Below are 25,603 nucleotides of genomic sequence, written 5' to 3'. Positions count from 1 at the left end.
CGCACCGGCATGCATGCCGGTGTCACCTGTGGCGACAGACCGCTCACATCTCCTGAGACGCTGGGCCCGCCGGCCATCCGGTGACCGCCCCACTTTCGCGCTTGTCCGAGAGGAGAAGCTGATGACCGTCACCGACACAGCCCCGCTCGGCGGGGCAGGCCCCGCTGAGCCGACCACCGTCCAGTTGTCCGGCGAACTGGATCTCGTCACCTGCCCGGCGCTGCACGAGGAGTTGCTCCACGTCCTGCGCTCCAGCTCCCGCATGCTCGTCCTCGACCTGTCCGGCGTGACCTTCTGCGACGCGTGCGGGCTCAGCCTCCTCATCGACCTCCAGCAGTGCGCCCGGCAGCGCGGCATCATCCTCGCCCTGACACAGCCACGCCCGTGCGTGTCAAGGCTGCTGCACATCTCCGGCCTGGACCGCACCTTCCCCTTCGTGGTGTGAGCCGAAGGAGCGCCGGTAAGCGGCGGGGGTCGTCCGTACGATGCTGTGAAAGCGCCTGCGCAGGTTGGTGGCGGACGACAGGCCGACCCGTGCGGCGATCGTCTCGACCGGCAGATCGGTCTCCTCGAGCAGTGCCCGCGCCGCCGAGACCCGCTGGCCCAGCAGCCAGCGGCCCGGGCTGACACCGAGCCGGCCGGCGAATCTGCGGGCGAGCGTGCGCGGCGAGACCCCGGCCCGTGCGGCGAGGTCGTCGACGGTGAGCGGTTCGTGCAGCCGTTCGGCGGCCCAGTCGAGCAGCGGGGCCAGGGAGTCGGGTACCCGGCCGGGAGTCACCGCGTACTGCAGCTGCCCGCCTTCGCGATGCGGAGGCATGACCATGTGCCGGGCGACCTGCGCGGCGTAGGCGGCGCCGTGGTCGGCACGGACGAGGTGCAGGCAGAGGTCGATGCCCGCGGCGGTGCCCGCGCTGGTGGCCACGTCGCCCAAGTCGGCATAGAGCGTGTCGGCCTCGACCAGCACCTCGGGGAAGCGGGCGGCCAGGTCGGCGGCCATCCGCCAGTGGGTGGTGGCCCGGCGGCCGTCGAGCAGTCCCGTCTGGGCCAGGAGGAAGGCGCCGGAGCAGAGGGCGACGATGCGCGCCCCGCGCCGGTGGGCCCGCCGTACCGCGTCGATCACGGCGGGGCCGGCGGGTTCGTCCGGGCGCTGCCAGCCGGGGATCACGACCGTGCCCGCGGTCTCCAGCGCCGCCAGGCCGTCGGGCACGGCCATGTCGTAGCCCGCCAGGGTCGGCACCGCCCCGGGACGTTCGGCGCACACCCTGAAGTCGTAGCGGGTGGGCAGGCCGGGCCGGGACACTCCGAAGACCTCGGCGGCGCACGCCAGCTCGAAGGTCGACTGCGGGGGCAGGACGAGGGCGACCACCCGGTGCGGGCTCATCATGGCAGGAATGTACCTGAACGCGTCAATCCAGACGCTGGGCCGGGTGCCGCCCACCGGCCACGATGAGGGCATGACACACGAACCCGATGACATCCAGGTCACCCAGGTGGACGAGGTCGAAGCGGTCGAGGTGGTCCCCGGGATCGTCCGTCGGCGGCTGCCGGCCACCGCATGGGCCCGCGGCTGGATGTACGACTTCGCGCCCGGCGCCGAATGGCCCGAAGTGGACGTACACGAAGGAGAGGAGCGTTATTACGTCGTGTCGGGAGAGTTCCTCGACAGGGGGCGGCGGCTCGGGCCGGGCAGCTATGTGGTGTTCGCGCCGGGCAGCGCCCACCGCCCGCGCACCGAGACCGGGGCGCGCATGCTCGGCATCAGCATCCTGCCCCGGTAGGACGGTCAGGCGCCGAAGAGCTTGTGCACCTCCGGGTCGACCTTCAGGCCCAGGTCGGGCTGCCCCAGCCAGTCCAGCGTGACGGCGGCCGCCTCGGCGCGCTCCTGGAGGCTCAGCCGCATGCCGTACACCGACAGCAGGAACGCCTGCAGGGAGTCGATGCCGAAGAACGCCAGCACGGCCTCGTCGCCCAGGCCCAGGATCTGGTGGGGGCAGAACCAGTCCCCGCCCGGCAGGGGATCGGGCAGCGGCTTGCCGATCCTCAGCACCACCGGCGCGCGGGTGCCGTCCTCGGCGACGGCCTCCACCTGGCGCTCGGCGACGACCTCGCCCAGCTCGTAGGTCTTCGGCATTCGTCCCCCACTCGGCTTCTGACGCGGTTCCGAACACGATAGCCAGATCCGGCGACAGATCCCCACACGAGGCGGACCGGCATTGACCTTGACGCGACGTCAACGTCTTGACTGGGAGACATGCGGATCGGAGAACTCGCCGCGCTGCTCAGGGTGTCCACCCGGACCGTGCGCCATTACCACCATCAGGGTGTCCTGCCGGAACCGTCCCGCCGCGCCAACGGCTATCGCGAGTACGGCATACGGGACGCGATCGCCCTGGCACGGGTCCGCCGCCTGGTCGAGCTCGGGCTGAGCCTGGAGGAGGCCGGTGACCTCGTCGCGGACGATCGGGGCAAGGAGCTGCCCGAGATCCTGGCCGGGATCGACGCTGATCTGGCCCGGCAGGAGCGGGAGATCCGGGCCAGGCGGTCGCGTCTCGCCGAGCTTCTCAGGCAGGCGGAGTCGGGGGCGCTCGGGCCTGACGACACCGCCTCGTCCGAGCTGGTGGCGTTCCTGCGCAAGGTCGACGTCCCGTCGTCGAAGGCGGCGGCGTGGGATCGTGACGTGCTGGTGCTGCTGGACAGCATGACGCCCGCACCCGACCGCGAACGCTCCTCCGCGAGGTTCGCGACGCTGGCCGCCGATCCCGCCATGACAGCCCTGGGCCACGACTTCTACCGGCGGCTGGACGAGCTGGCCGGGGCCGTGCCGGACGACGTCCGGATCGAGCCCCTGGCCTCGGCGCTCGCCGCCTACACCACCGAGCACCTGCTGACCGATCCGACGCCCGGCCCGCCGGACTGGAGCGCCGAGTCGGTCGAACCCTTCCTCCATGAGCTCGCCCCGGCCCAGGCGGAGGTCATCCGCCAGGTGGTCCGGCTCCTCACTGACCGAAAGGTGTCCACGCCATGACGACATTGCCGTTCGACAGGCCCCACCCCATGGAACCACCGCCGGGCTACGCGCCGCTGCGCGAAGCGGCGTCCGTGTCCGCCGTTCTCGCCCCTGACGGGCGTCCTGCCTGGCTGGCCACCTCCTACGACACCGTCGCGACGGTGCTGGCCGACCGCCGGTTCGGGCTGGCGCCGCCCTGCGCCGGGTCTCCCGGCAACGACACCCTGTTCCAGGACGGCGAGGCTCATGCCCGGCTCCGCCGGCTGGTGTCGACGGCCTTCAGCCCCCGGCGGCTGGCCGCGCTGCGCCCGCGTGCCGAGGAACTGGCCGCCGAGCTCGTCTCGGCGATCGCCCGCACCGGCCCGCCCGCCGACCTCGTCACCGGACTCGCGGCGCCCCTGGCGATCACCATGATCGGCGAGCTGCTCGGCGTGGCGGCCGGCGCGCGCGAGCACTTCCGTGACCTCGTCGACGCGGCGAGCGGCGCCGACTTCGTCTTCGGCTCGGAAGAGGACATGGCCGCGGCCGTGCAGGCGTGGGAGGCACTCGGCGACTTCGCCGCCGCGATGGTGACCGCCAAGCGGGAGCAACCCGGGGACGACCTGCTCAGCGCCTTGATCGCGGTACGCGACACCGGCGATGGGCGGCTCAGCGACACCGAGCTCGTCGCGATGACCACCACCATCGTCTCGGCGGGCTACCTGTCGGTCTGCAACGCCATCTCGACCGGTACGATCCGGCTCGCGACCGAAGGGCGGCTCGCCGCCCTGGCGACCTCGGCCCCCGAGCGGACCGACGCGATCGTGGCGGAGGTGCTGCGCATGCAGGCCGGGCTGACCGGCGAGCCCTTCCCCCGCTACGCCCAGGAAGACCTCGACCTGGCCGGTGTCGCGATCAGCGCCGGTGACATGGTGCTGGTCCGGCTCGAAGCCGCCCACCGCGACCCCGCGCACTTCGCCGACCCCGACCGGTTCGCGCCGGAGCGGGGGTCCAGCCCGTCCCTGGTGTTCGGGCACGGACTGCACTACTGCCTGGGCGCGTCCCTGGCCCGCGTCGAGGTGGCCGCCGCGCTGGGCGCCCTGGCCCGGCGGCTGCCCGGCCTCGAACTCCAGGAGGCCGTCGACCGGATCGAGTGGATCCGCAACGGGGTCGACATCGGACCCACGGCCGTGCACGTCACCTGGTCGCCGAGCCGGCCAGCAGGAACCCGGCCAGCGTAGATGACCGGGTTCCTGCTCGCCGGCAGCGCGCGATGAATGCGCAGATCAGCGTACGTTCCCGCTCCGTGGCACGATGGTGGGCGGGGGAAGCACTCCGGGGGGAGGAGCCGGATGGACACCACCGTCACCGAGGTCGCACCGGACATCTACCGCTTGTCGACCTTCGTCCCGGATGCCGGGATCATGTTCAACCAGTATCTGATCGACGCCGAGGAGCCCCTGCTGTTCCACACCGGCCTGCGGGCGCTGTTCCCGTCGGTGTCTGCGGCGCTGGGGCGGGTGATGCCGGTCGAGCGGCTGCGCTGGATCACTTTCGGGCATGTGGAGGCCGACGAGTGCGGGTCCATGAACGCCTGGCTCGCCGCCGCGCCTCACTCACAGGTGGCGCACGGGGTGGTGGGCTGCCTGGTGAACGTCAACGACCTGGCGGACCGGCCGCCCCGGCCGCTGGCCGACGGCGAGCTTCTGGAGCTGGGCCGGCGGCGGGTGCGGCGGATCGAGACGCCGCACGTGCCGCACGGCTGGGACGCGGGCCTGTTCTTCGAGGAGACGACGGGGACGCTGCTCTGCGGCGACCTGTTCACCGCGATGGGCGAGGCTCCGGCACTCACCGACAAGGAGATCGTCGGCCCGGCCCTGACCGCCGAGGACGCCTACGGCGCGACCTGTCTCACTCCGGGGACCGGCCCCGCCATCCGCGCACTGGCCGTGCTGGAGCCGGAGACGCTCTGCCTCATGCACGGCCCCGCCTACCAGGGCGACGCCGGGCAGGCGCTGCGCGACCTGGCGGGGGCGTACGACGAGCGGCTGGCCGCCGAGGGGATCCGGCTGCACGGGCCGATCACCCCGTCGGCCTGAACGTACGGCGTGTCAGGGCCGGCCGACGCCCGGCACGGGCGCGGGGACGGCGAGCACCTGGCCGGTCCTGGGCCCGCCGAACGGGTCCGCCGGATTCCACCGGGCGGCCATGATGAACAGCGTCCGGCGGTCCGGGCCGCCGAGCATGCAGGCGAACGGGCTGCGGTCGAGCTCGATCCGCTGCAGCACCTCGCCGCCTTCGCGGACCCGTACGCAGTCGGTCTCACCGATCGAGGTCCAGATGGCGCCGTCGGCGTCGAGGCAGATGCCGTCGGGACCGAGGCCGTTGGCCCAGACGCGGCGGTTCGACAGGCTGCCGTCGGCGGCGATGTCGAACGCGGTGAGCCGGCCGGCGAACGACTCCGAGATGATCAGCGTGCCGTTGTCGGGCGTCACCACCATCCCGTTGGGGAACTCGATGCCGTCGGCCACCTGGCGGGCCGTGCCGTCGGGGGTGATCAGTGCGATGTATCCGGGGACGAAGTCGGGCCTGTCCCGCAGCGGGACGTTCATGGCGTCGGGGCCCTCGCTCTGGAGGCGTTCGAGGAAGGCCAGGAAGTCGAAGTCGGCGCCGTTGACGTAGACGTTGCCGCGGCCGTCGACGACGATCTCGTTGAACCCGCTGGGCAGGCCGCTCAGATCGGCGTGGCCGACCAGTGACCCGTCGGGCTCCTGGCGCAGGAGACGGCCCTTGGGCTCGGCGTTCTTCGGCACGATCAGCAGGCGGCCGTCGGGCAGCCAGTCGATGGAGTGCGGGCTGATCTCCGGGTCGCGGACGACGACCTCGCTGTCGCCGTCGAGGCCGACGGCGATGATCTCGTGCGCTCCCCAGTGACAGAACCAGAGCCGGTCGTCGTGCCAGCGCGGCGACTCGCCGATCATCAGGTCGTTCAGCAGGACGGTCATGGGTGTGCTCCTTCGCTGGGCGGCGGTCCCTCCTCCTTAAACGAATGGCCTGCGGCCGGATCGACACCCCATGCTGTGCTCATGGACCTCACTTCGAACGAGTTGCTTGGTTGTGCCCCAGAAGCCCGCGTGCTCATTCTCAACTGCGACGACTTCGGGATGCACCAGGCGATCAACGCCGCGGTCGTCGCCTCGATCGAGGAGGGGATCGCCGTCTCGTGCAGTCTCATGCCTCCCTGCCCGGGAGCGGCCGACGCCATGCGGCTGCTCCGGCAGCGGCCGGAGATCCCGTCCGGCATCCATCTCACGCTGACCTGTGAGATGCCCGGCCACCGGTGGGGGCCGCTGACCGCCAAGGAGAAGGTGCCCTCGCTGCTCGCCCCGAACGGCGAACTGTTCGCGGAGATCGGCGGCCTGCTCGCCCAGGCCCGGCTCGACGAGGTCGAGGTGGAGTTCCGGGCCCAGATCGAGGCCGTGCTCGCCGCCGGGCTGTCGCCGACCCATCTGGACTGGCACTGCCTGGCCGACGGCGGCCGGGAGGAGATCTTCGACTTGACCGTGGCGCTGGCCGGGGAGTACGCCCTGGCGGCGCGGGTCTGGCTGGAGCCCGGACGCGGCAAGACGCGGCGGCGCGGCCTGCCGGCCATCGACCACCCCTTCCTGGACAGCTTCTCCCTCGACCTCGACGGCAAGCAGGCCCGGTACGCCCGGATGCTGCGTGACCTGCCGCCGGGGCTCAGCGAATGGGCGGTCCATCCCGGCCTGGGCGACGCGGAGTCCCAGGCGGTGGATCCGGACGGCTGGCGGGTGCGCCGTACCGACTTCGAGTTCCTGACCTCCCCCGAGGCCCGCGAGCTGCTGCGGCAGGAGGAGATCACGGTGATCGGGTACGGGACCGTACAACGGGCTTGGTTGACGGGCCGTCCCGCCGATGGGTGAGGAGGCGCGCAGGGCGACGGCGGCGGACGCCGACGAGCTGGTCCGGCTGCGGGCGGTGCGTGACGGCCCTGCTCGGCTGGTACCGGGAGCGGGGCATCATGGCGGTTTTCCTGCGCGCGTCCAGGGAGGGTGAGCCGCTCTACCGCTCGCTGGGCTTCAGCCACACGCCGGACCCCGCCATGCTGCTCCGGCTCCCCCAGGCCTGACGCGAACAGAGCCGCGCGTCTCACCCGTTCTCCTCCTCGCCGGGCTGCTCTCAGTCGCCGTAGACAGGGTTCCTGGCGACCCGCTTCTCTGACACGAGCAGCCTCACCGTGCCTACCTGCTCGGGCTCCGCGGCCCAGACGATCCAGTGGTCGCCGACCGCGGCCGACTGCTCGCCGGGGTTCATGGAGAAGCCGCCACCCGGGCTCGGCTCGATGATCTGGAAGGACACCCGCAGTCCTCTCTTGCGGGCTTCGGCCACGACCTCGGCCACGGTCCGCTCGTTGGGGGCGTAACCGTCGAGCATCTCGCCTGCGGTGTCGGCCCGCTGGTGAGCCTGGTAGCGCTCTCCCGGCTTGGCCGGCCGCCCCAGGTAGACGGTGCCCCTGCCGCTGAAGCCGGCGGACACCGTGACCTTGAGAAGGCAGCCCTCGTGGCCGGGCGTGCAGTCCTCGGGCTCGAGACCGCCGCCGAGCCGGTCCTTACCGGTCGTGCCGGCGAACCCCATCCGCACGATCTCGCCCACCCTGGTCGGCGAGGCCGGCAGCAGTTCCAGCCGGATGTCGAGGCCGAGCGCCTGGAAAGCCTCGGAGTACTGGGCGTGGTCGGCGAACGGGTCCTTGATCGTGGCGATGTACTCCCCGTTCGCCAGCCGGATGTCGATGGCGGCGTTGGCGTAGGCGGTGGCGGGGCCGTCCCGTCCGGTCAGCAGGGTGGGGGCGAGCAGGGCCACGACGGTCAGCACGGCGGTGCCGGCCAGCGCCATGGCCAGGCGGGCACGTACCGGCGTCCGAGGCAGGAGGCGGCGCCGGGTCGGCGGGGTGGCCATGATCTGCGCGCGTAGTTCTCGCACGCCCGGTCCCTGATCCGGTGCGTGCGGTGCGCGGTCGATGGCCTTGACCAGGTTGTCGATGTCGTTCACGGCTGCCTCATCACGATCGTCGGGGACTGCTGCTCGTCCAGCGCCGCTGCGAGCCGTCTGCGCGCCCGGTGCAGGCGGGTGCGGGCGGCGAGGGTCGTGCATCCCACGACCTTGGCGATCTGCTCGCCCGTGAGCCCTTCCCAGCAGGCCAGCGCCAGGACCTCGCGGTCGCGTTCGGGCAGCTCGTCAAAGGCGATCCGTACGTACTCCAGATCGACGGGCTCGACCGGCCGGTCAGCGACCAGCTCGGCGCGCAGGCGGTCGGCGAGCACCCCCTTGCGTAAGGCGCCGCGCCGCTGGTTCGCCAGGACCCGGCGGGCCACACCGTAAAGCCAGAGCAGTGCCCGCTCCCCCTCCGGGACCTCGCCGATGCGACGCCAGACGATGAGGAACGCCTCGGAGATGACGTCCGCGGTGTCGTCGGGCGAGCTGGTACGGCGGGCGGCGTACTGATGTATCGCCGGGTAGTAGGCGTCATAGATCGCTTCGAAGCGATCTCGCTGTGTCACAGGATCTCCTAGGGGGCAGGTGCCGGACACTGTGGTCAGTGTCCGGCTTCCGCCGATGTGTTGCAGACCGCCGCGAGACCCTCGATCAAGACTGCCCGATTGCGACGAACGCCCAGCCGCGGGTCCGGCGTTTGACTCCTGAGGCTAATAGCATTAGCTTTATGGCTATCAATCATTCCCGGAGGCGGACATGACGGCGTTTCTTGAGGTCGACGGTGGGCGGCTCGGCTACGAGGTGACCGGTGACGGGCCGCTCGTCGTGCTGGTCCATGGCATGGGCGACAGCAGGCGGGCCTACCGCTTCCTGATCCCCCGGCTGGTGACGGCCGGATACCGGGTGGCGAACCTGGACCTGCGCGGTCACGGCGACTCCACCATCGGCTGGCCCTCCTACACCCGCACCGACACGGCCGGCGACATCCTGGCGCTGATCCGCCTGCTGGGAGGTCCGGCCGTGGTCGTGGGCCACTCGTTCGCGGGCGGCTCCGCCACCATCGCGGCGGCGCGGGAGCCCGAGCTGGTCAGCGCCGTCGTGGAGATCGGCCCGTTCACCCGGGCGCAGCGAACCGATCTCGGCGGCCTGCTGCGCAACCCCCGCTACCGCAAGGGCATGCTGCGGCTCATGGGCACCGCCCTGTTCCGCAGCGTCGGGTTGTGGAAGAGCTACCTGTCCCACGCCTATCCGGGGGCCAAGCCGGCCGACTTCGCCGACTACCTCAGCACGCTGGAGGGCGAGCTGCGCGGGCCCGGCCGGATGGCCGTGGTCACCAAGATGGGCATGTCCGCCCCCACCGACGCGGGCGCCCTGCTCGGCCGCGTCTCCTGCCCTGCCCTGGTCCTCATGGGCACCCTGGACCCCGACTGGAACGACCCCCGGGCCGAGGCGGACGGCGTCGTCGCGGGCATGCCGGCCGGGCTCGGCAGGGTCGTGCTGATCGAAGGCGCCGGCCACTACCCGCACGCGCAGTTCCCCGGCGACGTCGCCACCGCGATGCTGCAGTTCCTCAAGGAGCGGAGCCTTGGCTAGAGCGATGCTGTCTCCCGCGGCGGTCGTCGATCACGCGCTGCGGATCGTCGACGAGGAGGGGGCCGGCGCGCTGACCCTGTCCGCAGTCGCCGGGCGCGCGGCGGTCGCGCCGCCGTCGCTCTACAAGCACGTACGCAGCCTCGCCGAGCTGCGCGCCCTGGTGTCCGGACGGATCATGGAGGAGATCGAGAGCCTGGCGAGCGAGGCCGTGCTCGGCCGTTCGGGCGACGACGCGCTCCGCGCCCTCATGCGCGCCTGGCGCTCGTACGTCACCCAGCACCCGCACCGCTACTCGGCGATGCTCCAGTCTCCGGAGCCGGCCACGGCCGCGGCGGGTGAGCGGCTGGTGAACGTCATGCTCGCCGCGTTGCGCGCGTACGACCTGGAAGGGGCGCAGGCGATCCACGCGGCGCGCTGCCTGCGCGCGGCCGTCCACGGGTTCGGGGTCCTGGAGGCGGCGGGCGCCTTCCAGCGGCGTGAGGAGCTCGACGAGAGCTACGACCTGCTGATCCACATGGTCATCTCCGGCCTCCGCTCCCCCCGGCCGGCCGGTTGACGGCTTCGCCCGAGCCGTGCCAGGCGGGGCGCTCGCATGGTCTTGGTTCACAGTTGGTGGTGTCTTACCTCGCCATCGCCGCAGGCTCGCCCGGCGCGCACCTAACGTGATCAGGTGGGCGGAGAGGCATGGTGAGCTTGCGGCGCGACCTGTCCGTGCGGGCTCGGATGACGCTGCTGTCCAGTGTCGTCATGGCGTTGCTGTGCACGACGCTGTCCGGGGTCATCCTGGTGAGCGTCCACGACCATGCCACCGGTGACCAGGCGAATCGGATTCTCCTCGCGGACGTGCACGTGATCCGCCAGATCCTGCGGAACCCGGCCCCTTCCGTGCTCCCCGACCACAGGATCGCCGTCATCCAGGTGGTCGCCCCGGACGGCCGGATCGTGGCGGCGAACGCGCGGATGCGCGGCAGACCCCGGGTGGCCTCCTTCTCCCCGCCCGGACAGAGCGTACGAGCGGACCACGTCATCTGCGACCTGCCGGACTTTCCGCGCACTTGCCTGACGGTCGTGGCCATGAAGATCGACCGGCCCGGGGGCGAGTGGCTGGTCTACGGCGCCGATCCCGTCGTCCCGTGGTACGTCGATCACTCGCTGCTGGCGGCGGTCCTCGTCGGGTCCGTGCTGCTGATCGGCGCCACGGCGATCGGCGCCTACCGTACGGTCAGCAGGACCCTGGACCCCGTGGACGCCATCAGCGCGGAGCTGGCCGAGATCACCTCGACCGATCTGGGCCGCCGCGTGCCCGTGCCCGAGCACCGGGACGAGATCTGGACGCTGGCCGACACCGCGAACCGGACCCTCGACCGGCTGGAGGCGGCGGTCGAGCAGCAGCGGCGGTTCGCCTCCGACGCCTCGCACGATCTGCGCAGCCCCATCACCGCCATCCGCACGCAGCTGGAGGAGTCCCTGATGCACCCGGATCAGGCGCACTGGTCCTCGACCGCGCAGGCGCTGCTGACCAGCATCGACCGGCTGGAGGCGATCGTCGGCGACCTGCTCACGCTCGCTCGCCTGGAGTCCGGGGCCGAGCGCGCGGACGACCGCCTGGACCTGAGCGAGCTGGTCAGGTCCGAGCTGCGGCGCCGCGCTCCCATGAAAGGCGTGCACACCGACCTCCAGCCGGGCGTGCTCGTGTGCGGGGACAGGCTGGAGCTCGCCCGGCTGCTCACCAACCTCATGGACAACGCCGCCCGCCACGCCGCCTCCACCGTGACGATCTCGACCCGGCGTGAGGGCGACGTGGCGGTGCTCGAAGTGGCCGACGACGGCCTCGGCATCCCTCCCGACCAGCGGGAGATCGTGTTCCAGCGCTTCGCCCGGCTGGACGCGGCCCGCAACAAGGACCAGGGCGGCACGGGACTGGGGCTGGCGATCGCCAGAGAAACCGCCCACCGGCACGGCGGCGACCTGACCGTCGAAGACTCGGAACGCGGCGCGCGCCTCGTCCTCCGCATCCCCCTGGCCCCCTCCCGCTGAGCGCCGCTCGGCGGGACAGCGCCGTCCCGGCCTTCAGGGACGCTCGGCGGGGGTGAGGGCGGCGGTGCGGACGTCGCGGTTCGCGGTGGCGAAGAGGGCCAGCAGGGCCAGCCAGCCGCCCAGCGCGAGCGTCGTGGCCTGCGGCCCGATGGCGGCGATCACGGCCCCGCCCAGCATGGTGCCGATCGACAGCGCGCCCATGGTGAGGGTCTGCACGGCGGCCGAGGTACGGCCACGCAGCGGCTCGGGGGTGACGGTGAGCCGGTGGGTGCCGATGGCCACCGAGCAGATCGGCGCGATCACGGATTCGGCGGCGGCGACCAGGCCGAGCAGCAGCGGGCCGGGGGCGGCGGCGTACAGGGGGAACACCAGGGCCTCCACCCACAGCATGGTCACCGCGATCCCGCCCAGAGGGAAGCGGCGCGCGACCCGGTCGGCGAGGAGCGATCCGGCCAGGGCACCCACCGCCGCGCCGCTGAAGATCAGCCCGATCTGTGCCGGGCTCGCCCCGACCCCCTGGGCGAGGGTGACGATGACCAGATATCCGGCGCCGTACCTGAGGTTGTCGCCGGTCTGGACGAGGGCGAACAGGCGGATCACCGGCTGCCGCCACAGCCAGCCGAGGCCTTCGCGGATCTCGGCGGTGACGCGGCCTGCGGGCGCGGCGGCATGCCGCTCCCCCTGGAACGGCGCGCGCATCAGGCGGATGGTCGCCGCGGAGGCGACGAACGAGACGGCGTTCACCACGAACGGCACCGTCCGGCCGAGTCCGTGGACGAGGGCGGCGATCGAGGCGCCGCCCACGCGCAGCGTGTTGAGCACGCCCTGGGTGACGCCGAGAGCGCGGGAGAGCCGGTCAGGGCCGACGATGCTCGGCAGGGCCGCGGCGCCGGCCGCTTCGAAGAGGGTGGTCAGCACGCCGGCCAGGGCGGCGACCGCGTACAGGTGGGGCAGCGTGAGCCCGTCCAGCCACAGCGCGACGGCGACGCTGCCGGCGAGGGCGGCGCGGCCGAGCTCGCACCAGATCATGGTGCGCCTGCGGTCCCAGCGGTCCGCGAGCACGCCCGCGACCAGGCCGAACAGCAGGTAGGAGACGGTGTTGAGGCCGAGGACGAAGCCGCTCTGCCCGGACGAGCCGGTCATCGCCAGCACGAGCAGCAGGAAGGCGAAGTCCTGGATCTGGTCGCCGGCGTAGGAGATGACGCGGCCGGAAAGAAGCAGGTTGAAGTTTCTGTCCCGTCGAAGGGGAATCATGCGGTGACGCTCCGTCAGCGAATGCGGACACAAGGATCGGGATGCCTCGTGCCGGGCGCTATTCGATCGGAGCGGTGCGCATGGCGCGCAGATTAGCAGCGTGCGTTCGCGGGCCGCATCTGGGTTTCCGGGGGCGGATCTACCTGCCGCTGTGGGATCCGGGCGAGTTCTTCACGACCCGGAGGCGGCTGATCACGATCACGGCCCCGGTCGGAGGGAAGCCTCAACCAGAGGTAGCCCGATGAGAGGAACGCCGGACATGACCGTCACCAGGGAAGAGACCAAGGTACGCGGCCCGGAGCTGGCCGAGAGGGTGAAGAAGCTGATCCATGAGGGGAACGTCCGCCGGATCATCGTCAAGGACTCCCGCGGGCACACCGTGATGGAGGTGCCGGTCACCGTCGGCGTGGGCGCGTTCATCCTCGCGCCGGTCATCACCGCCGTCAGCGCGCTGGCGGCGCTGGCGGCGGAGTGGACCATCCAGATCGACAGGACCGACGACGTCATCGGCGAGCCCGGATCACCGCCAGCGGGCACGGCGAGCGCTGGAGCAGGGCCTGGCTGACCGAGCCGAGCACCAGACCGGCGAACGCGCCGCGCCCGCGAGACCCGACCACCAGCAGGTCCGCGCCCGTCGCGGCCTGTCTCAGCGCTTCCGCGGGGTGCCCCTGCACGATCTCCTCGACCACGTCCACGCCGGGGTGGCGTTCGCGGCGCCCGGCGAGGGCCTCCCGCACCACCAGCCGCTCGTCGCCCTCGTCGACGGGCTCCGGTCCCGGCCAGGTCCAGGCGTACACCACCCGCACGCGGGTGCCGCGCAGCTCCGCCTCGGCGAAGGCGAAGTCCAGCACGCCCTGTGAGGCGGGCGACCCGTCGACGCCCGCCACGATCTCGCCGCGCGGCAGCGACGGCAGCTCTCTCACCAGCACCACGTCGCAGGCCGCGCGCCCGGCCACGCCGTGGGCGACGGAGCCGACCAGCATGCCGCGCACGCCGCCGAGCCCGTGGCTGCCGAGGACCAGCAGATCGGCGCCCTCGCTCGCGCCGATCAGGGCGGCGCGCGGGTCGCCGGGCAGCAGGGCCGTCTCCACGGTGAGCCGGGGTCGCTCGGCGCGGGCGCGGTCCTCGGCCGTCGCCAGCACGGACTGGCCGCCCTGCCGCATCCACCTGGCCACCTCGGCGTAGCGGCCGGTCTCGGTGTGGGCCGCCCACTCGGTGATGACGTGCACGATCCTTAGGGGCACCTCGCGCAGCGCCGCCTCCCTGGCGGCCCATGCCACGGCCTCCAGACCCGCCCGTGATCCGTCGACTCCCACCACGATCATGCGCCTGCCCTCTTTCCTCGGTGTTCGAAAGCCTATGCCCCGGAGATCCGGCCTCATCAGCCGGACGGCCCCGGCCGAAAGGACTTTGGTCTCTTCCCCCGGCGTGACCCCGGTGACTACGGTCGGGAACATGATTCGCGTGTTCCTCGTCGACGATCACGAGGTGGTCCGCCGTGGCGTCGCCGCCCTGCTGGACTCGGAGGACGACATAGAGGTCGTCGGCGAGGCGGGCACCGCGGAGTCCGCGACCGCTCGCATCCCCGCGCTCAGACCGGACGTGGCGGTGCTCGACGTGCGGCTGCCCGACGGCAACGGGGTGGACGTGTGCCGCGAGGCGCGCTCCAAGGTGCCGGGCCTGGCCTGCCTGATGCTCACCTCCTACGCCGACGACGAGGCGCTGTTCAACGCGGTGATGGCCGGCGCGGCCGGCTACGTGCTCAAGCAGATCCACGGCTCGGACCTGGTCGGCGCGGTCCGCACGGTGGCCTCCGGCCAGTCGCTGCTCGACCCGCAGACCACCGCCTCGATGCTGCAGCGGCTGCGGGACCGGGCGGCCAGGCAGGACCCGCTGGCCGCGCTGTCGGACCAGGAGCGCAACATCCTCGACCTGATCGGCGAGGGGCTGACGAACCGGCAGATCGGCGAGCGGATGTTCCTGGCCGAGAAGACGGTCAAGAACTACGTGTCCAACCTGCTGTCCAAGCTGAACATGCAGCGCCGTACCCAGGCGGCGGCCCTGTCGGCGCGGCTGCGCGCGGACCGGAACGACTGAGGTCAGAGCGGGACGACCCAGCTGAGCACGGTGCCTCCCGCCTCGGCAGAGGTGACGTCGAAGGAGCCGCCCAGCCCGGTCGCCCGCTTCTCCAGGTTGAGCAGCCCGCTGCGCCTGCCTTCGCGGGGCAGCCCCACGCCGTCGTCCCGGACGGTCAGCGCGAGCTCGTCGCGCGACACCTCCACCGCCACGTCCGCCTTGGCCGCCTTGGCGTGGCGCACCACGTTGGACAGCGCCTCGCGCAGGACGGCCAGCAGGTGCTCGGCGATCTCGTCGGGCACCCGGTTGTCCAGCTGGCCCTCCATCCGCAGGCCGGGCATGAAACCCAGGTGGCCGCGGGCGGACTCGACCAGGTCGACGATCTGGGAGCGCAGACCGGGCCCGGCCGGTCCCGAGGGGCTCTGCAGGGCGAAGATGGTCGAGCGGATCTGCCGGATGGTCTCGTCGAGCTCGTTGATGGCGTGCTGCAGCCGGTTGGACGCCTCCGGCCGGTCCACCAGCCGCACCGCGCTCATGAGGGTCATGGCGATGGCGAACAGGCGCTGGATGACCACGTCGTGCAGGTCCTTGGCGATGCGGTCGCGGTCTTCGAGCAGGCCGAGCCGTTCGGCGTCGCGGCGGGTCTCGGCCAGCTCCAGCGCGATGGCCGCCTGACCGGCGAACGCCTCCAGCATGCGCAGGTCGCCGCCGCTGAAGGGCAGCCGGCCGGACCGCTTGGCCAGGGCCAGCACGCCGCGTACGGTGGCGCCGGAGCCGAGCGGGATGAGCAGCTCGGGGCCGTAGCCGAGGTCCCGCAGCGGGCAGTCACCGTCGTGCAGCTCGTCCGCCGAGGCGGCCCGGCCGCTGGTGAACACCCGCCCGGCCGCCGTCGCCCGCAGGTCGAAGGTGAGCTCGGTCGTCTCGTCGCCGCACTCGCCCTCGGCGAAGTCCACGCCCAGCACCCCGCCGCTCTCCTCCGGCAGCAGCACCTGTACGAGGTCGGCGTCGGTCATCTGCTGAGCGCGGCGGGCCATCATGGTGAGCACCTGGTGCGGTGCGGCGCCGGACAGCAGGCTGGTGGTGATCTCGGCGGAGGCCTGCAGCCACTTCTCGCGCCGGCGGGTCTCCTCGTACAGGCGGGCGTTCTCGACCGCGACCCCGGCCGCGGTGGCCAGCGCGATGACGATGGCCTCGTCCTCCTCGTCGAACTCTCCACCGCCGCGCTTCTCCGTCAGATAGAGGTTGCCGAAGACCTCGTCGCGCACCCTGATGGGCACGCCCAGGAAGGTGCCCATCGGCGGGTGTCCGGGCGGGAAGCCGTAGGACTCGGGGTGGTCGGAGATGCGGCCCATGCGCAGCGGCCGCGCGTCCTTGATCAGCAGGCCGAGCAGGCCGAGCCCGTGCGGCCAGTGCTCGATCCCGGCGATCTCCTCCTCGCTCAGCCCCACCGGGATGAACTGTACGAGCGTGCTCTCCTGCCCGACCACGCCCAACGCGCCGTAGCTGGCGTCCACGAGCTTGGTGGCGGTCTCCACGATGCGGCGCAGCACGGTCTCCAGGTCGAGGTCGCTGCCCACCGAGACCACGGCCTCGAGCAGGGCGTGCACCCGATCCCGGGTCGCCAGCACGGTGTTCAGCCGGACCTGCAGCTCGGCCAGCAGGTCGTCGAGCCGCATCTGGGGGATCAGCGGACTCTGCTCGCTCTCCGTCATACGGACAAGTCTCGCACCCGCCCATGCCGCCGCCCCATGGTGATCGTGACCATCCCATGGGGTGGACGCGCCCCTGTCGAGGGACGCGGGGGGCAGTACCGGCAGAGAAGGATCATTGGTGCAGGCACTTCGGGAGCAGTCATGAGCATGACCGTGCAAGACGTGATGACCACCGACGTGGCGTCCGTCCACGAGGACGCCTCCTTTCACGTCGTGGCCGAGTTGCTGATCGACAGGGGCGTCAGCGGCGTCCCTGTGGTGGACGACGACGACCGGGTCCAGGGGGTCGTCTCGGAGGCCGACCTGCTGGCGAAGGAGGAGTTCAAGGAGCGCTACTACGGCGACGACTACCGGCCGCCGTTGCGCGCCCGGCTGCGGCACGCCTTCGGCGGTGAGGGCAGCGGCTTCTACAAGGCGAAGGGAGAGACCGCGGGCCAGCTGATGAGCGCGCCGGCCCACGTCATCACACCCGACGCGAGCGTCGTCCAGGCGGCCAGGCTGATGGACTCCCGTGGCGTCAAGCGGCTGCCGGTCGTGGACGCCGACGGCAGGCTCGTCGGCATCGTCAGCCGGCTGGACCTGATCAGGGTGTTCGTCCGCGACGACGAGGAGATCAGGAGCCAGGTGATGGAGAGCGTGGCGGACACGGCCGTGTGGAGCCCTCCGGACGCCGTCACCGTCCGCGTGTCCGACGGCGTCGTCATCCTGTCGGGCGTCGTCACCAGGCACACCGAGGCCATCGCCGTCGCCCGCATGGCGGCCAACGTCGACGGCGTCGTGGCCGTGCGCGACAAGCTCGCCTGGAAGCACGACGACGTGGTCGACATCCCCGTCTGGGGCGGCGCGTAGGCGCGTAGACCCGGACGGTCAGGCCCGTCCTCGACCTGGGTCGCCGACGTCTGGTTCCCGGCTCCATCGGACCGCGGCCCGCGCGGGCACGGGCAGGGCCGGAGGTCCCGTCAAGGTGAGTCCGACGACCGTGGATGGCGGGGGATCGCCTGGGTAGCGTCCCTTCCATGGCCGCCATCGATCTGTCCAGCCTGCGCGCCGTGGTGTTCGACACCGACGGCGTGGTCACCGACACGGCACGGGTGCACGCGGCCGCCTGGAAGCACACCTTCGACACCTTCCTGCGCGGCCGTTCCGCACCGTTCGACATCCGAGCCGACTACCTGCGTCACGTGGACGGGCGGCCACGCCTGGACGGTGTGCGCACCTTCCTCGCCTCCCGCGGCATCTGCCTGCCGGAGGGCGGGCCGGACGACGAGCCGGGCGCGCCGACCGTGCACGGGCTCGGCATGGTCAAGGACGAGCTGTTCGTGCGGCAGATCGCCGAGCACGGGGTGGCCGCCTTCCCCTCGACGGTCGCGCTGCTGCACGAGCTGCGCCGCCGCGGCTGCCGCACCGCCGTGGTGTCGGCGAGCCGCCACTGCCACTCCGTCATCTCCTCCTCGGGCCTGATCCACCTGTTCGACGCGCTGGTCGACGGGAACGACGCGGCCCGGCTCGGCCTGCCGGGCAAGCCCGACCCGGCGCTGTTCGCGGAGGCCGCGCGCCGCCTGGGGGTGCCCGCCGCCGAGGTGGCGATCGTGGAGGACGCGCTGCCCGGCGTGGCGGCCGGTCGCCGGGGCGGCTTCGGGTTCGTGGTGGCGGTGGACCGTTCGCGGACGCAGGCTGCGGCGATGACCGCCGCCGGAGCCGACGCCGTCGTCACCGACCTGGCGGAGCTGTCGGTCACCGGACGGGTTCCCGTGGGACCGCGATGAACGCCTGGACCCTGTCCTACGACGGCTTCGACCCCGGCTCCGAGAGCCTCCGGGAGGCGCTGTGCACGCTCGGCAACGGCCGGTTCGCCACCCGCGGAGCCACCCCTGACGGGCTGGTGCGCGCCCCCGGCACCTACGCCGCCGGCTGCTATGACCGGCTGACCTCGCCGATCGCCGGCCGGACGGTGACCAACGAGGACCTCGTCAACCTGCCCGACTGGCTGCCGCTGACCTTCGCCACGCCCGGCTGCGACTTCTTCCGTCCCGAGCGGCCCGGCCTGCTGGACTACCGGCAGGAGCTCGACCTGCGCCACGGGGTGCTGCGGCGCACGCTGCGCCGGCGTGACGAGGCGGGCCGCGTCACCCGGGTCAGCCAGCGGCGGCTGGTGTCCATGGCCGATCCCCTGCTGGCGGCGCTGGAGACCACCTTCACCGCCGAGAACTGGTCCGGCCCGCTGCGGGTGCGCGCCGCCCTGCACGGCGACGTCGCCAACCGGGGCGTGGCCCGCTACCGGGACCTGCGCGGCGACCACCTGACCGGGCACGCCACCGGCACGTGCGACGGCCTCACCTGGCTCACCGCGCTGACCCGCTCCTCGCGGATCACCGTCGCGCTGGCGGCCCGCATGGACGCGCCGGGGCGGGCGGAGGTGACCGCCGAACGGACCGTCATCACCTCCGACCTGGTGCTCGACCTCGTTCAGGAGGGGCCGGAGACGGTGGCGAAGGTGGTGGCGCTGGTCACCTCGCGCGACCACGCCATCCATGACCCGTGCTCCGCCGCCCTGCGTCAGGCCCGGCTGGCCCCCGGCTTCGACCGGCTCCTGGCCCGGCACGCCGCCGCGTGGGAGGGCCTGTGGCAGCGGGCCCGGATGGATTTCACCGACCCGGAGCTCGCGCGGATCGTCCACCTGCACATCTTCCACCTGCTGCAGACGCTGTCCCCGCACACCGCCGACCTCGACGTCGGGGTGCCCGCCCGGGGATTGCACGGCGAGGCGTACCGCGGGCACGTGTTCTGGGACGAGCTGTTCGTGCTGCCGTGGCTGAACCTGCGCTTCCCCGAGATCTCCGTCGGCCCGCTGCGCTACCGGTGGCGGCGCCTGCCGGAGGCCAGGGCCGCCGCCCGCGCCGAGGGGTTCGACGGCGCGATGTTCCCCTGGCAGAGCGGCAGTGACGGACGCGAGGAGACGCAGACCCTGCACCTCAACCCGGCCTCGGGCCGCTGGCTGCCGGACACCTCCCACCTGCAGCGGCACGTCGGCCTGGCCATCGCCTACAACGTGTGGCAGCACCGCCTGGCCACCGGCTCCTCGCCGCCGTGGTGCGTGGAGATGCTGATCGACATCGCGCGGTTCTTCGCCTCGCTCGCCGTCCTCGACGAGGCTTCGGGCCGGTACGAGATCCGCGGCGTGATGGGGCCCGACGAGTACCACACCGGCTATCCGGGCGCTTCCTCCCCCGGCCTGGACAACAACGCCTACACCAACGTCATGACCGTCTGGCTGCTGACGCGTGCCCTGGAGCTGCGCCACCTGGCGACCGGCGTGGCCGAGCACGAGGCCGGGCGCTGGGAGGACATCAGCCGGCGCATGCGGGTCGACTTCCACGACGGCGTGATCAGCCAGTTCAGCGGCTACGCGGACCTGGCCGAGCTGGACTGGGAGCGCTACCGGGGGGTGCGCAGGCTGGACCGGGCCCTGGAGGCGCACGGCGACGACGTCAACCGCTACAAGGCCGCCAAGCAGGCCGACACGCTGATGCTGTGCTACCTGTTCGGCCCCGGTGAGCTGCACGCGATCCTCGACCGGCTCGGCTACCCGGCCAAGCCGGACCTGATCCCGCGCACGATCCACTACTACCTGGAGCGGACCAGCCACGGCTCCACGCTCAGCGCCGTCGTGCACTCCCAGGTGCTGGCCGGCGCCGGTCACGAGCAGTTCGGGAAGCTGTTCGGCGAGGCGCTGATGAGCGACATCAGGGACGTGCAGGGCGGCACCACGCAGGAGGGCGTCCACCTCGGCGCCATGGCCGGCACGCTCGAACTGCTCCAGCGCCGCTACCTGGGCCTGGAACTGCGGGGTGACGGCCTCTGGGTGGATCCGACGCTGCCGGACGGGTGCGGCGCCGTGGCGCTGAACCTCCAGGTGCGCGGGGTGCCGTACGTGATCGAAGCCCGTGACGGCGAGGTGGTCGTGGACGGCGAGACAGCGACGCGTGGCAGGAGCCGCATCGTCACCTTCGGACAAGGGGGAATGAACATGACCGGCACCGGCGATCTCGGGCGCCGCATCGCCTATCACCGCGAGCGCCTCGGACTCACCCGCGACCAGGTCGCCGAACGGGCGGCCGTCTCTCCCGGCTACGTCGAATATCTGGAGGAGAGCATCGGCAGTCCCAGCACCGACGCCGTCGCCCGCCTCGCCGGAGCGCTGGAGACGACGGTCGACGAGTTGCTCGGCGGCGCCGTCGACCGTCCTCCGGGGCGCGGCCCCGCGGCGGCTGCGCCGGTGCTGGAGAAGCTGGACGAACAGGAGTGCCTGCGCCTGATCGCGCCGGGCGGCATCGGCCGGGTGGCGTTCAACGGCTCGCACGGCCCCACGGTGCTGCCCGTCAACTTCAAGCTGCACGAGGGCGCCATCCTGTTCCGCACCGCCGTGGGCGGCCCGATGGATCAGGACCTGTGCACCGGCGTCCAAGGAGTGGAGATCAAGGTGGGCTTCGAGGTGGACCGGATCGACGAGGCACAGCGCGACGGCTGGAGCGTCCTCGTACAGGGCCCGGCGCACCACGTGTCGCCGGAGGAGGCGGCCGCGCTGACCGGCTCGGACGTGAGCCCGTGGGCGGGCGGCGACCGCCGGCTGTACGTCCGCATCATCCCGTCGCAGATCACCGGCCGCCGCATCCACGGCCTGTGACCCCGTACGGATCTGATCGGCTCACCGATCCGGAGTCGGGATGACGGCGATCGGGCAGTGAGCCCGGTGCAGGACCGCGTGGCTCACCGAGCCGAGCACGGCGGCGGCGAGCCCGCCGAGCCCGCGCGAGCCGAGCACGACCAGGTCGGCGCTGCGCGAGGCGTCCGCCAGCACCGGCGCGGGGTGCCCGGGCACCACGGACCCGACCACCTCGGCCTCCGGGTACCGCTCCCGCCAGGACGAGAGCCGCTCCTCGAGGTCCAGGGCATCGGGCGGCAGCGGCCCGAATCCGGCCGGATGGGGCGCGGTGATCGGGTACGGCCTGCCGTAGATGGCGTGCAGCCGCGCTCCTCGCGCGCGTGCCTGCTCCAGCGCGTACGCGATGGCGGCGTCGGAGCCGCTGGAGCCGTCGAAGCCGACGACGACCTCGCCGTAGCTCGTGTGCGCCGGGCCTCGGACGATGACGAGCGGGCCGTGCGTGTGCCCGGCCAGGCCGAGCCCCGCCGAGCCCAGCACCAGCCCGGCGAACCCGCCCAGCCCCCTGCTGCCGATCACCACCGTGTCGGCGGTCTCCGACTCGGTCCGCAGCCGCTCGATCACCGCGCCGGTGACCAGCGCGGTGGTCGTCTCCAGGCCGGGCGAGCGGGCGCGGGCCCGGTCCGCCGCGGCGTCGAGCAGCCGGTGGCACTGCTCGGTGCGGGATTCGTGGTCCCCGCTACGCGGGTGCTCGGCGGCCCACGGCTGGCGGACGAGCACCACACGCAGGGCGAGCCCGCGCCGGGCGGCGTCGTCCACGGCCCAGTCGAGCGCCGCTGCCGCGGCCTTCGAACCGTCCACTCCCACGACGACGAACCTGCTCATCACCGTCACCCCCCACCAGGACGACGTCCCCCCTCGCCGGCGTTGTATGCCGGAGGCCCGGCCATGCGTCCGGGACCTTCGTCAGCCGTCCAGGCGCGGACGTCCGCGCCCGCCCAGCGGTGCAGGAGCTCGGTGTCGTGGCTGATGGCGAGCACTCCGGCGCCGGTGGCGTTGCGGTACTCCTCGATCACGGCGACGAGGTGGGCCTGGGTGGACGCGTCGAGCATGGTGGTCATCTCATCGCAGATCAGGTAGCGCGGCTCCAGGGCGAGCGCGCGGGCCACGCAGGCGCGCTGGAGCTGGCCGTCGGACACCTCGTGCGGCAGCCGGGTGAACAGCTCGGCGGTGAGCCCGAGCCGTTCGGCCAGCAGGTGGGCCCGCGCCAGGGGGCGCCCGGCGGCGCGCAGCGGCTCGGCCATCACGTCCAGCAGGGTGAAGCGGGGGTCGACGGCGAGCCGGGGCTGCTGGAAGATCAGGCCGATCGAGGTGCGCTGCGGGGCGCGGTGCCGCCACCGGCCGACCCGCCGCCCGTCGACGCTGACGGTGCCGGCGGACGGCGGCAGCAGCAGGGCGAGCACGCGAGCCAGGGTGGACTTGCCGCAGCCGCTGGGCCCGGCCAGGCCGACGACCTCGCCGGGCGGCACGGACAGCGACACCTGGTCGAGCACCCGGTGGCGGCCGAAGGCGAGGGTGACACCGGTGGCTTCAAGCATGGTGGCAGGCCACTTCGTTCAGGGGCGGCTGCTCCTGGCACAGGGAGGTGGCCAGGTGACAGCGCGGCTGGAAGGCGCACCCGCCGGGCAGGCGGGTGAGTTCGGGCGGCTGGCCGGGGATCGGCGCGAAGGCACGCGAGGGCAGCGCGTCCAGAAGTCCTCGGGAGTACGGATGCCGCGGCCCGGCGAAGAAGTTGTCCGCCTGGGCGAGCTCGACGACGCGGCCGGCGTACATGACGGCGAGGTCGTCGGCGACCTGCTCGGCCGCCCGCAGGTCGTGGGTGATGATCAGGACGGCGCGGCCCTCGTCGCACAGCCGGCGCAGCTCGGCCATGGTGGCGTCGACCAGCGGACGGTCCAGGCCGCTGGTCGGCTCGTCCGCGATGATCAGCGGCGGGTCGCCGGCCAGGGCCAGCGCGTTGGCGACCCGCTGAGCCATGCCGCCGGAGAGCTGGTGCGGGTAGCGGGCGAGGTCGGCCGGTCGCAGGCCGGCGCGTGCGGCCACCGATTCGGGGGTCTCGTCGCGGCCGAGTTCGCGCAGCGTCTCGGCGAGCTGCGCCCGCGCGGTGCGGACCGGGGTGAGGTGCGCGGCGGGGCTCTGCGGGATGAGCCCGATCCTGCGGCCCCTGATCTGCCGGGCCAGCACCTTCTCCGGCGCGTTCACCAGGTCGAGGGAGTCGAGCCAGGCGTGCCCGGTGACGGTCGCGTTGCCGGGGAGCAGGCCGAGCAGCGCGTGCGCCATCACGGACTTGCCGCACCCGGACTCGCCGACCAGCGCGAGACAGCGGCCCTCGCGCAGCTCGAAGCGGGCGTCGGTGACCGCGTGCACCTCCGCGCCCGGCAGGTGGAAGCGGACGGAGAGCCCGTCGACACGTAGCTTCACAGGACCAGCTCCGATCTCCAGCGCGGGTTGGCGCGGTCGCGCAGGTGCTGGGCGAGCGCGGAGATCGCCAGCGTGGGCAGCAGCACGAGCAGGCCGGGGAACAGGCTGGTCCACCAGTCGCCGGCCAGCAGGGACCGCTGCCCGTCGTTGATCATGTTGCCGAGTGAGGCCAGGTGGGGTGGGAGGCCCAGGCCGAGGAAGCTGAGCGCGGTCTCGTGCCAGATCGCGTGCGGGATCATCAGCACGGTGCTGAGCAGCAGCTGCGGCGCCAGGTTCGGCAGGAAATGCCGGCGGATGACGCGGAGCCTGGACGAGCCGCCGGAGATGGCGGCGTCGATGAAGGGGCGCCCGCGCAGGGACAGCACCTCGGACCGGACGATGCGGGCGGTCGTGGTCCAGTGGGTGACCGCCACGGACACGATCACCGCGGTGGAACTGGGCGCGAACAGGGCCACAAGGAAGATGCCGAACAGCAGGTGCGGCAGCGAGTTGAAGCCGTCCACGACCCGCATCAGCAGCCGGTCGGCGAACCCGCCGGCCGCGCCGGCGACCAGGCCGACCAGGCCGCCGATGGCCACGCTGACCACCGCCGCCACCAGGCCGACCAGCATCGAGACGCGCAGCCCGTAGATCGAGCGGAGCAGCACGTCGCGGCCGACCTCGTCGGTGCCGAACGGATGGCCGGGCGACGGCGGCAGTGAGGCGGCGCGCAGGTCCACGAGCTGCTGGTCGAGCCGGGCGATCAGCGGCACCAGGAGCACGACCAGGACCAGCAGGGCGAGAGTGGCGGCGGCGAGCCGGTACCGGGGCGCGCTCATCAGCTCACTCCCAGCACGCGCACGCGCGGATCGGCCACCGTGTAGGCCAGGTCCGCCAGCAGGTTGCCCAGCACGACCGCGACGGTGGCCAGCAGGGTGAGGGCGGCGAGCAGCGGGAAGTCCACCGCGAGCGCCGCCTTGATCGTGGTGCCGGCCACACCCGGCCAGGAGAACACCGCCTCGACCAGGATGGCCCCGGTCACCAGCTCGGGAACCCGCGCCCCCATGATGGTGATGAACGGCAGCAGCGCCGAGCGCAGCGCGTGCCGCAGCAGCACGGTCCGCTCCCGCAGCCCCCGGGCCCGCGCACCGGTCACGTAGTCCTCCTTGAGCACGCCGATGACCGACTCGCGGACGAACAGCAGCAGCCACGACGACTGCGAGAAGGCCAGCACGGTCACCGGCAGCACCATGTGGGCGAGCAGGCCGGACACCGTCACGCTCGCCGAGGCGGCGTCGGTCAGCCCGCCGGCGGGCAGCCAGCCCAGCGTCACGGCGAACACCCAGACGGCCAGCAGGCCGACCCAGAACACCGGCGCCGCCTCGGTGGCGAACGCGGTGCCGCTGATCAGCCGGTCCAGCCACGAGTCCCGCCGCCAGGCGGCCAGCGTGCCGAGAGCCAGCCCGGCCACCAGCATCAGCGCCAGCGCGCAGCCGACCACCAGCAGGGTCCAGCCCAGCCGCTCCCCGATCACCTGCGCCACCGGCAGGTGCAGCGACCGCGACTCGCCCAGGTCGCCGCGCAATAGGTTGCCGAGCCAGGTCGTGTACTGCTCCAGCAGCGGCCGGTCGATCCCCCAGTTGGCTCTGATCTCGGCCATGATCTGCGGGCTGGTGATCGCCGCCCGGTCCCCCAGATACTGCCGTACGGGATCGAACGGGGACGCCTTGGCCAGCGCGAACATCCCGAACGTCACGGCGAGCAGCAGGGGGACGGCGAACGCCAGGCGCCAGGCCACGATCCGCAGCCACC

The 25,603-nt window shown here is 72.5% G+C and carries 28 protein-coding genes; 15 read left to right on the top strand and 13 right to left on the bottom strand.

Features of this window, described 5'->3' with window-relative positions; all coding sequences use genetic code 11:
* The first annotated feature begins 121 nt into the window (after positions 1-121).
* On the top strand, positions 122-445 hold the full coding sequence (locus ACTMTF_RS06645; RefSeq protein WP_441109708.1) for an STAS domain-containing protein: 324 nt from the start codon (positions 122-124) through the stop codon (positions 443-445).
* On the opposite strand, the gene ACTMTF_RS06640 is transcribed toward ACTMTF_RS06645, so the two are convergent.
* Entirely contained in the window at positions 392-1,381 is a 990-nt protein-coding gene (locus ACTMTF_RS06640; RefSeq protein ID WP_441109832.1) for a helix-turn-helix domain-containing protein, read from the bottom strand. The two genes, ACTMTF_RS06645 and ACTMTF_RS06640, sit on opposite strands and share 54 nt — an antisense overlap.
* A 73-nt stretch (positions 1,382-1,454) precedes the next feature.
* On the opposite strand from ACTMTF_RS06640, the gene ACTMTF_RS06635 reads away from it, so the two are divergent.
* The gene (locus ACTMTF_RS06635) at positions 1,455-1,778 is read left to right on the top strand and encodes a cupin domain-containing protein (protein ID WP_441109707.1); all 324 of its coding nucleotides are present in this window, start codon (positions 1,455-1,457) and stop codon (positions 1,776-1,778) included.
* Positions 1,779-1,783: 5 nt separating this feature from the next.
* Here the strand turns inward: ACTMTF_RS06635 and ACTMTF_RS06630 are convergent, their stop codons facing one another.
* Complete coding sequence (locus ACTMTF_RS06630; protein WP_396999209.1) at positions 1,784-2,131, bottom strand: DUF6968 family protein; 348 nt, start codon at positions 2,129-2,131, stop codon at positions 1,784-1,786.
* 120 nt (positions 2,132-2,251) lie between these two features.
* On the opposite strand from ACTMTF_RS06630, the gene ACTMTF_RS06625 reads away from it, so the two are divergent.
* The 3 genes from ACTMTF_RS06625 (at position 2,252) to ACTMTF_RS06615 (ending at position 5,085) form a co-directional block, all read left to right on the top strand.
* Positions 2,252-3,025: a MerR family transcriptional regulator gene (locus tag ACTMTF_RS06625; RefSeq protein ID WP_441109706.1), complete on the top strand. Its 774-nt coding sequence runs from the start codon at positions 2,252-2,254 to the stop codon at positions 3,023-3,025.
* Positions 3,022-4,227: a cytochrome P450 gene (locus ACTMTF_RS06620; protein ID WP_441109705.1), complete on the top strand. Its 1,206-nt coding sequence runs from the start codon at positions 3,022-3,024 to the stop codon at positions 4,225-4,227. The genes ACTMTF_RS06625 and ACTMTF_RS06620 overlap by 4 nt, the downstream gene beginning before the upstream one ends.
* A 111-nt stretch (positions 4,228-4,338) precedes the next feature.
* On the top strand, positions 4,339-5,085 hold the full coding sequence (locus tag ACTMTF_RS06615) for a hypothetical protein (protein ID WP_441109704.1): 747 nt from the start codon (positions 4,339-4,341) through the stop codon (positions 5,083-5,085).
* 12 nt (positions 5,086-5,097) lie between these two features.
* On the opposite strand, the gene ACTMTF_RS06610 is transcribed toward ACTMTF_RS06615, so the two are convergent.
* Positions 5,098-5,991, bottom strand: a complete 894-nt coding sequence (locus ACTMTF_RS06610; RefSeq protein WP_441109703.1) for an SMP-30/gluconolactonase/LRE family protein — start codon at positions 5,989-5,991, stop codon at positions 5,098-5,100.
* Between the two features lie 81 nt (positions 5,992-6,072).
* Between ACTMTF_RS06610 and ACTMTF_RS06605 the strand changes: the two genes are divergently transcribed.
* Together ACTMTF_RS06605 and ACTMTF_RS06600 are read left to right on the top strand one after the other, a co-directional pair.
* A complete protein-coding gene (locus ACTMTF_RS06605) occupies positions 6,073-6,930 on the top strand; it encodes a polysaccharide deacetylase family protein (protein ID WP_441109702.1) in 858 nt (285 codons plus the stop codon).
* A gap of 59 nt (positions 6,931-6,989) precedes the next feature.
* The gene (locus ACTMTF_RS06600; protein ID WP_441109701.1) at positions 6,990-7,136 is read left to right on the top strand and encodes a hypothetical protein; all 147 of its coding nucleotides are present in this window, start codon (positions 6,990-6,992) and stop codon (positions 7,134-7,136) included.
* 50 nt (positions 7,137-7,186) lie between these two features.
* On the opposite strand, the gene ACTMTF_RS06595 is transcribed toward ACTMTF_RS06600, so the two are convergent.
* Together ACTMTF_RS06595 and ACTMTF_RS06590 are read right to left on the bottom strand one after the other, a co-directional pair.
* A complete protein-coding gene (locus ACTMTF_RS06595) occupies positions 7,187-8,056 on the bottom strand; it encodes a hypothetical protein (protein ID WP_441109700.1) in 870 nt (289 codons plus the stop codon).
* On the bottom strand, positions 8,053-8,565 hold the full coding sequence (locus ACTMTF_RS06590; protein WP_441109699.1) for an RNA polymerase sigma factor: 513 nt from the start codon (positions 8,563-8,565) through the stop codon (positions 8,053-8,055). Before ACTMTF_RS06590 ends, ACTMTF_RS06595 begins: the two co-directional genes overlap by 4 nt.
* A gap of 190 nt (positions 8,566-8,755) precedes the next feature.
* Between ACTMTF_RS06590 and ACTMTF_RS06585 the strand changes: the two genes are divergently transcribed.
* The 3 genes from ACTMTF_RS06585 to ACTMTF_RS06575 all read left to right on the top strand — a co-directional run bounded on the left by ACTMTF_RS06585 (position 8,756) and on the right by ACTMTF_RS06575 (position 11,629).
* Positions 8,756-9,592 carry an alpha/beta fold hydrolase gene (locus ACTMTF_RS06585; protein ID WP_441109698.1) on the top strand — a complete coding sequence of 279 codons (837 nt, stop codon included), beginning with the start codon at positions 8,756-8,758 and terminating at the stop codon, positions 9,590-9,592.
* Entirely contained in the window at positions 9,585-10,148 is a 564-nt protein-coding gene (locus ACTMTF_RS06580) for a TetR/AcrR family transcriptional regulator (RefSeq protein WP_441109697.1), read from the top strand. Before ACTMTF_RS06585 ends, ACTMTF_RS06580 begins: the two co-directional genes overlap by 8 nt.
* A 128-nt stretch (positions 10,149-10,276) precedes the next feature.
* Positions 10,277-11,629, top strand: coding sequence for a sensor histidine kinase (locus ACTMTF_RS06575; RefSeq protein ID WP_441109696.1), 1,353 nt, complete (start codon positions 10,277-10,279; stop codon positions 11,627-11,629).
* A gap of 33 nt (positions 11,630-11,662) precedes the next feature.
* On the opposite strand, the gene ACTMTF_RS06570 is transcribed toward ACTMTF_RS06575, so the two are convergent.
* Positions 11,663-12,883 (bottom strand): MFS transporter, encoded by a 1,221-nt coding sequence (locus ACTMTF_RS06570; protein WP_441109695.1) that lies wholly within the window; start codon positions 12,881-12,883, stop codon positions 11,663-11,665.
* A 259-nt stretch (positions 12,884-13,142) separates the two neighbouring features.
* On the opposite strand from ACTMTF_RS06570, the gene ACTMTF_RS06565 reads away from it, so the two are divergent.
* A complete protein-coding gene (locus ACTMTF_RS06565) occupies positions 13,143-13,448 on the top strand; it encodes a DUF4342 domain-containing protein (RefSeq protein WP_441109694.1) in 306 nt (101 codons plus the stop codon).
* Here the strand turns inward: ACTMTF_RS06565 and ACTMTF_RS06560 are convergent.
* Positions 13,387-14,208: a universal stress protein gene (locus tag ACTMTF_RS06560; protein ID WP_441109693.1), complete on the bottom strand. Its 822-nt coding sequence runs from the start codon at positions 14,206-14,208 to the stop codon at positions 13,387-13,389. The genes ACTMTF_RS06565 and ACTMTF_RS06560 overlap by 62 nt on opposite strands.
* A 130-nt stretch (positions 14,209-14,338) precedes the next feature.
* On the opposite strand from ACTMTF_RS06560, the gene ACTMTF_RS06555 reads away from it, so the two are divergent.
* Entirely contained in the window at positions 14,339-14,980 is a 642-nt protein-coding gene (locus ACTMTF_RS06555) for a response regulator (RefSeq protein ID WP_396999241.1), read from the top strand.
* Positions 14,981-14,982: 2 nt separating this feature from the next.
* On the opposite strand, the gene ACTMTF_RS06550 is transcribed toward ACTMTF_RS06555, so the two are convergent.
* A complete protein-coding gene (locus ACTMTF_RS06550) occupies positions 14,983-16,671 on the bottom strand; it encodes a sensor histidine kinase (protein WP_441109692.1) in 1,689 nt (562 codons plus the stop codon).
* A gap of 141 nt (positions 16,672-16,812) precedes the next feature.
* Between ACTMTF_RS06550 and ACTMTF_RS06545 the strand changes: the two genes are divergently transcribed.
* The 3 genes from ACTMTF_RS06545 (at position 16,813) to ACTMTF_RS06535 (ending at position 21,355) form a co-directional block, all read left to right on the top strand.
* A complete protein-coding gene (locus ACTMTF_RS06545; RefSeq protein WP_441109691.1) occupies positions 16,813-17,520 on the top strand; it encodes a CBS domain-containing protein in 708 nt (235 codons plus the stop codon).
* A gap of 167 nt (positions 17,521-17,687) precedes the next feature.
* Positions 17,688-18,437 (top strand): HAD family hydrolase, encoded by a 750-nt coding sequence (locus ACTMTF_RS06540; RefSeq protein ID WP_441109690.1) that lies wholly within the window; start codon positions 17,688-17,690, stop codon positions 18,435-18,437.
* Positions 18,434-21,355, top strand: coding sequence for a pyridoxamine 5'-phosphate oxidase family protein (locus ACTMTF_RS06535; RefSeq protein WP_441109689.1), 2,922 nt, complete (start codon positions 18,434-18,436; stop codon positions 21,353-21,355). The genes ACTMTF_RS06540 and ACTMTF_RS06535 overlap by 4 nt, the downstream gene beginning before the upstream one ends.
* Before the next feature lie 21 nt (positions 21,356-21,376).
* Here the strand turns inward: ACTMTF_RS06535 and ACTMTF_RS06530 are convergent, their stop codons facing one another.
* From ACTMTF_RS06530 to ACTMTF_RS06510, 5 genes are read right to left on the bottom strand one after another with little or no spacing between them, the layout of a single operon-like run.
* Positions 21,377-22,216, bottom strand: a complete 840-nt coding sequence (locus ACTMTF_RS06530) for a universal stress protein (RefSeq protein ID WP_441109688.1) — start codon at positions 22,214-22,216, stop codon at positions 21,377-21,379.
* Positions 22,217-22,221: 5 nt separating this feature from the next.
* Positions 22,222-22,929 carry an ABC transporter ATP-binding protein gene (locus ACTMTF_RS06525; protein ID WP_441109687.1) on the bottom strand — a complete coding sequence of 236 codons (708 nt, stop codon included), beginning with the start codon at positions 22,927-22,929 and terminating at the stop codon, positions 22,222-22,224.
* Positions 22,922-23,812, bottom strand: coding sequence for an ABC transporter ATP-binding protein (locus ACTMTF_RS06520; protein WP_441109686.1), 891 nt, complete (start codon positions 23,810-23,812; stop codon positions 22,922-22,924). Before ACTMTF_RS06520 ends, ACTMTF_RS06525 begins: the two co-directional genes overlap by 8 nt.
* The gene (locus ACTMTF_RS06515) at positions 23,809-24,630 is read right to left on the bottom strand and encodes an ABC transporter permease (protein ID WP_441109685.1); all 822 of its coding nucleotides are present in this window, start codon (positions 24,628-24,630) and stop codon (positions 23,809-23,811) included. The genes ACTMTF_RS06520 and ACTMTF_RS06515 overlap by 4 nt, the downstream gene beginning before the upstream one ends.
* Positions 24,630-25,589, bottom strand: a complete 960-nt coding sequence (locus ACTMTF_RS06510) for an ABC transporter permease (RefSeq protein ID WP_441109684.1) — start codon at positions 25,587-25,589, stop codon at positions 24,630-24,632. The genes ACTMTF_RS06515 and ACTMTF_RS06510 overlap by 1 nt, the downstream gene beginning before the upstream one ends.
* Between the last annotated feature and the right edge of the window lie 14 nt (positions 25,590-25,603).

Origin of the sequence: Nonomuraea sp. ZG12 (genome assembly GCF_052068115.1) — a bacterium.
Taxonomy (GTDB): Bacteria; Actinomycetota; Actinomycetes; order Streptosporangiales; family Streptosporangiaceae; genus Nonomuraea.
Note: the sequence above shows the minus strand (reverse complement) of the source record. Positions and strands in the feature narration are given on the sequence as shown.

Coding starts and splice junctions, on each gene's coding strand:
- ACTMTF_RS06620 (WP_441109705.1), top strand. CDS start 3,022: ATGACGACATTGCCGTTCGACAGGCCCCACCCCATGGAACCACCGCCG.
- ACTMTF_RS06540 (WP_441109690.1), top strand. CDS start 17,688: ATGGCCGCCATCGATCTGTCCAGCCTGCGCGCCGTGGTGTTCGACACC.
- ACTMTF_RS06630 (WP_396999209.1), bottom strand. CDS start 2,131: ATGCCGAAGACCTACGAGCTGGGCGAGGTCGTCGCCGAGCGCCAGGTG.
- ACTMTF_RS06560 (WP_441109693.1), bottom strand. CDS start 14,208: ATGATCGTGGTGGGAGTCGACGGATCACGGGCGGGTCTGGAGGCCGTG.
- ACTMTF_RS06535 (WP_441109689.1), top strand. CDS start 18,434: ATGAACGCCTGGACCCTGTCCTACGACGGCTTCGACCCCGGCTCCGAG.
- ACTMTF_RS06615 (WP_441109704.1), top strand. CDS start 4,339: ATGGACACCACCGTCACCGAGGTCGCACCGGACATCTACCGCTTGTCG.
- ACTMTF_RS06625 (WP_441109706.1), top strand. CDS start 2,252: ATGCGGATCGGAGAACTCGCCGCGCTGCTCAGGGTGTCCACCCGGACC.
- ACTMTF_RS06640 (WP_441109832.1), bottom strand. CDS start 1,381: ATGAGCCCGCACCGGGTGGTCGCCCTCGTCCTGCCCCCGCAGTCGACC.
- ACTMTF_RS06645 (WP_441109708.1), top strand. CDS start 122: ATGACCGTCACCGACACAGCCCCGCTCGGCGGGGCAGGCCCCGCTGAG.
- ACTMTF_RS06575 (WP_441109696.1), top strand. CDS start 10,277: ATGGTGAGCTTGCGGCGCGACCTGTCCGTGCGGGCTCGGATGACGCTG.
- ACTMTF_RS06610 (WP_441109703.1), bottom strand. CDS start 5,991: ATGACCGTCCTGCTGAACGACCTGATGATCGGCGAGTCGCCGCGCTGG.
- ACTMTF_RS06515 (WP_441109685.1), bottom strand. CDS start 24,630: ATGAGCGCGCCCCGGTACCGGCTCGCCGCCGCCACTCTCGCCCTGCTG.
- ACTMTF_RS06585 (WP_441109698.1), top strand. CDS start 8,756: ATGACGGCGTTTCTTGAGGTCGACGGTGGGCGGCTCGGCTACGAGGTG.
- ACTMTF_RS06605 (WP_441109702.1), top strand. CDS start 6,073: ATGGACCTCACTTCGAACGAGTTGCTTGGTTGTGCCCCAGAAGCCCGC.
- ACTMTF_RS06545 (WP_441109691.1), top strand. CDS start 16,813: ATGAGCATGACCGTGCAAGACGTGATGACCACCGACGTGGCGTCCGTC.
- ACTMTF_RS06565 (WP_441109694.1), top strand. CDS start 13,143: ATGACCGTCACCAGGGAAGAGACCAAGGTACGCGGCCCGGAGCTGGCC.
- ACTMTF_RS06530 (WP_441109688.1), bottom strand. CDS start 22,216: ATGAGCAGGTTCGTCGTCGTGGGAGTGGACGGTTCGAAGGCCGCGGCA.
- ACTMTF_RS06635 (WP_441109707.1), top strand. CDS start 1,455: ATGACACACGAACCCGATGACATCCAGGTCACCCAGGTGGACGAGGTC.
- ACTMTF_RS06555 (WP_396999241.1), top strand. CDS start 14,339: ATGATTCGCGTGTTCCTCGTCGACGATCACGAGGTGGTCCGCCGTGGC.
- ACTMTF_RS06570 (WP_441109695.1), bottom strand. CDS start 12,883: ATGATTCCCCTTCGACGGGACAGAAACTTCAACCTGCTTCTTTCCGGC.
- ACTMTF_RS06550 (WP_441109692.1), bottom strand. CDS start 16,671: ATGACGGAGAGCGAGCAGAGTCCGCTGATCCCCCAGATGCGGCTCGAC.
- ACTMTF_RS06525 (WP_441109687.1), bottom strand. CDS start 22,929: ATGCTTGAAGCCACCGGTGTCACCCTCGCCTTCGGCCGCCACCGGGTG.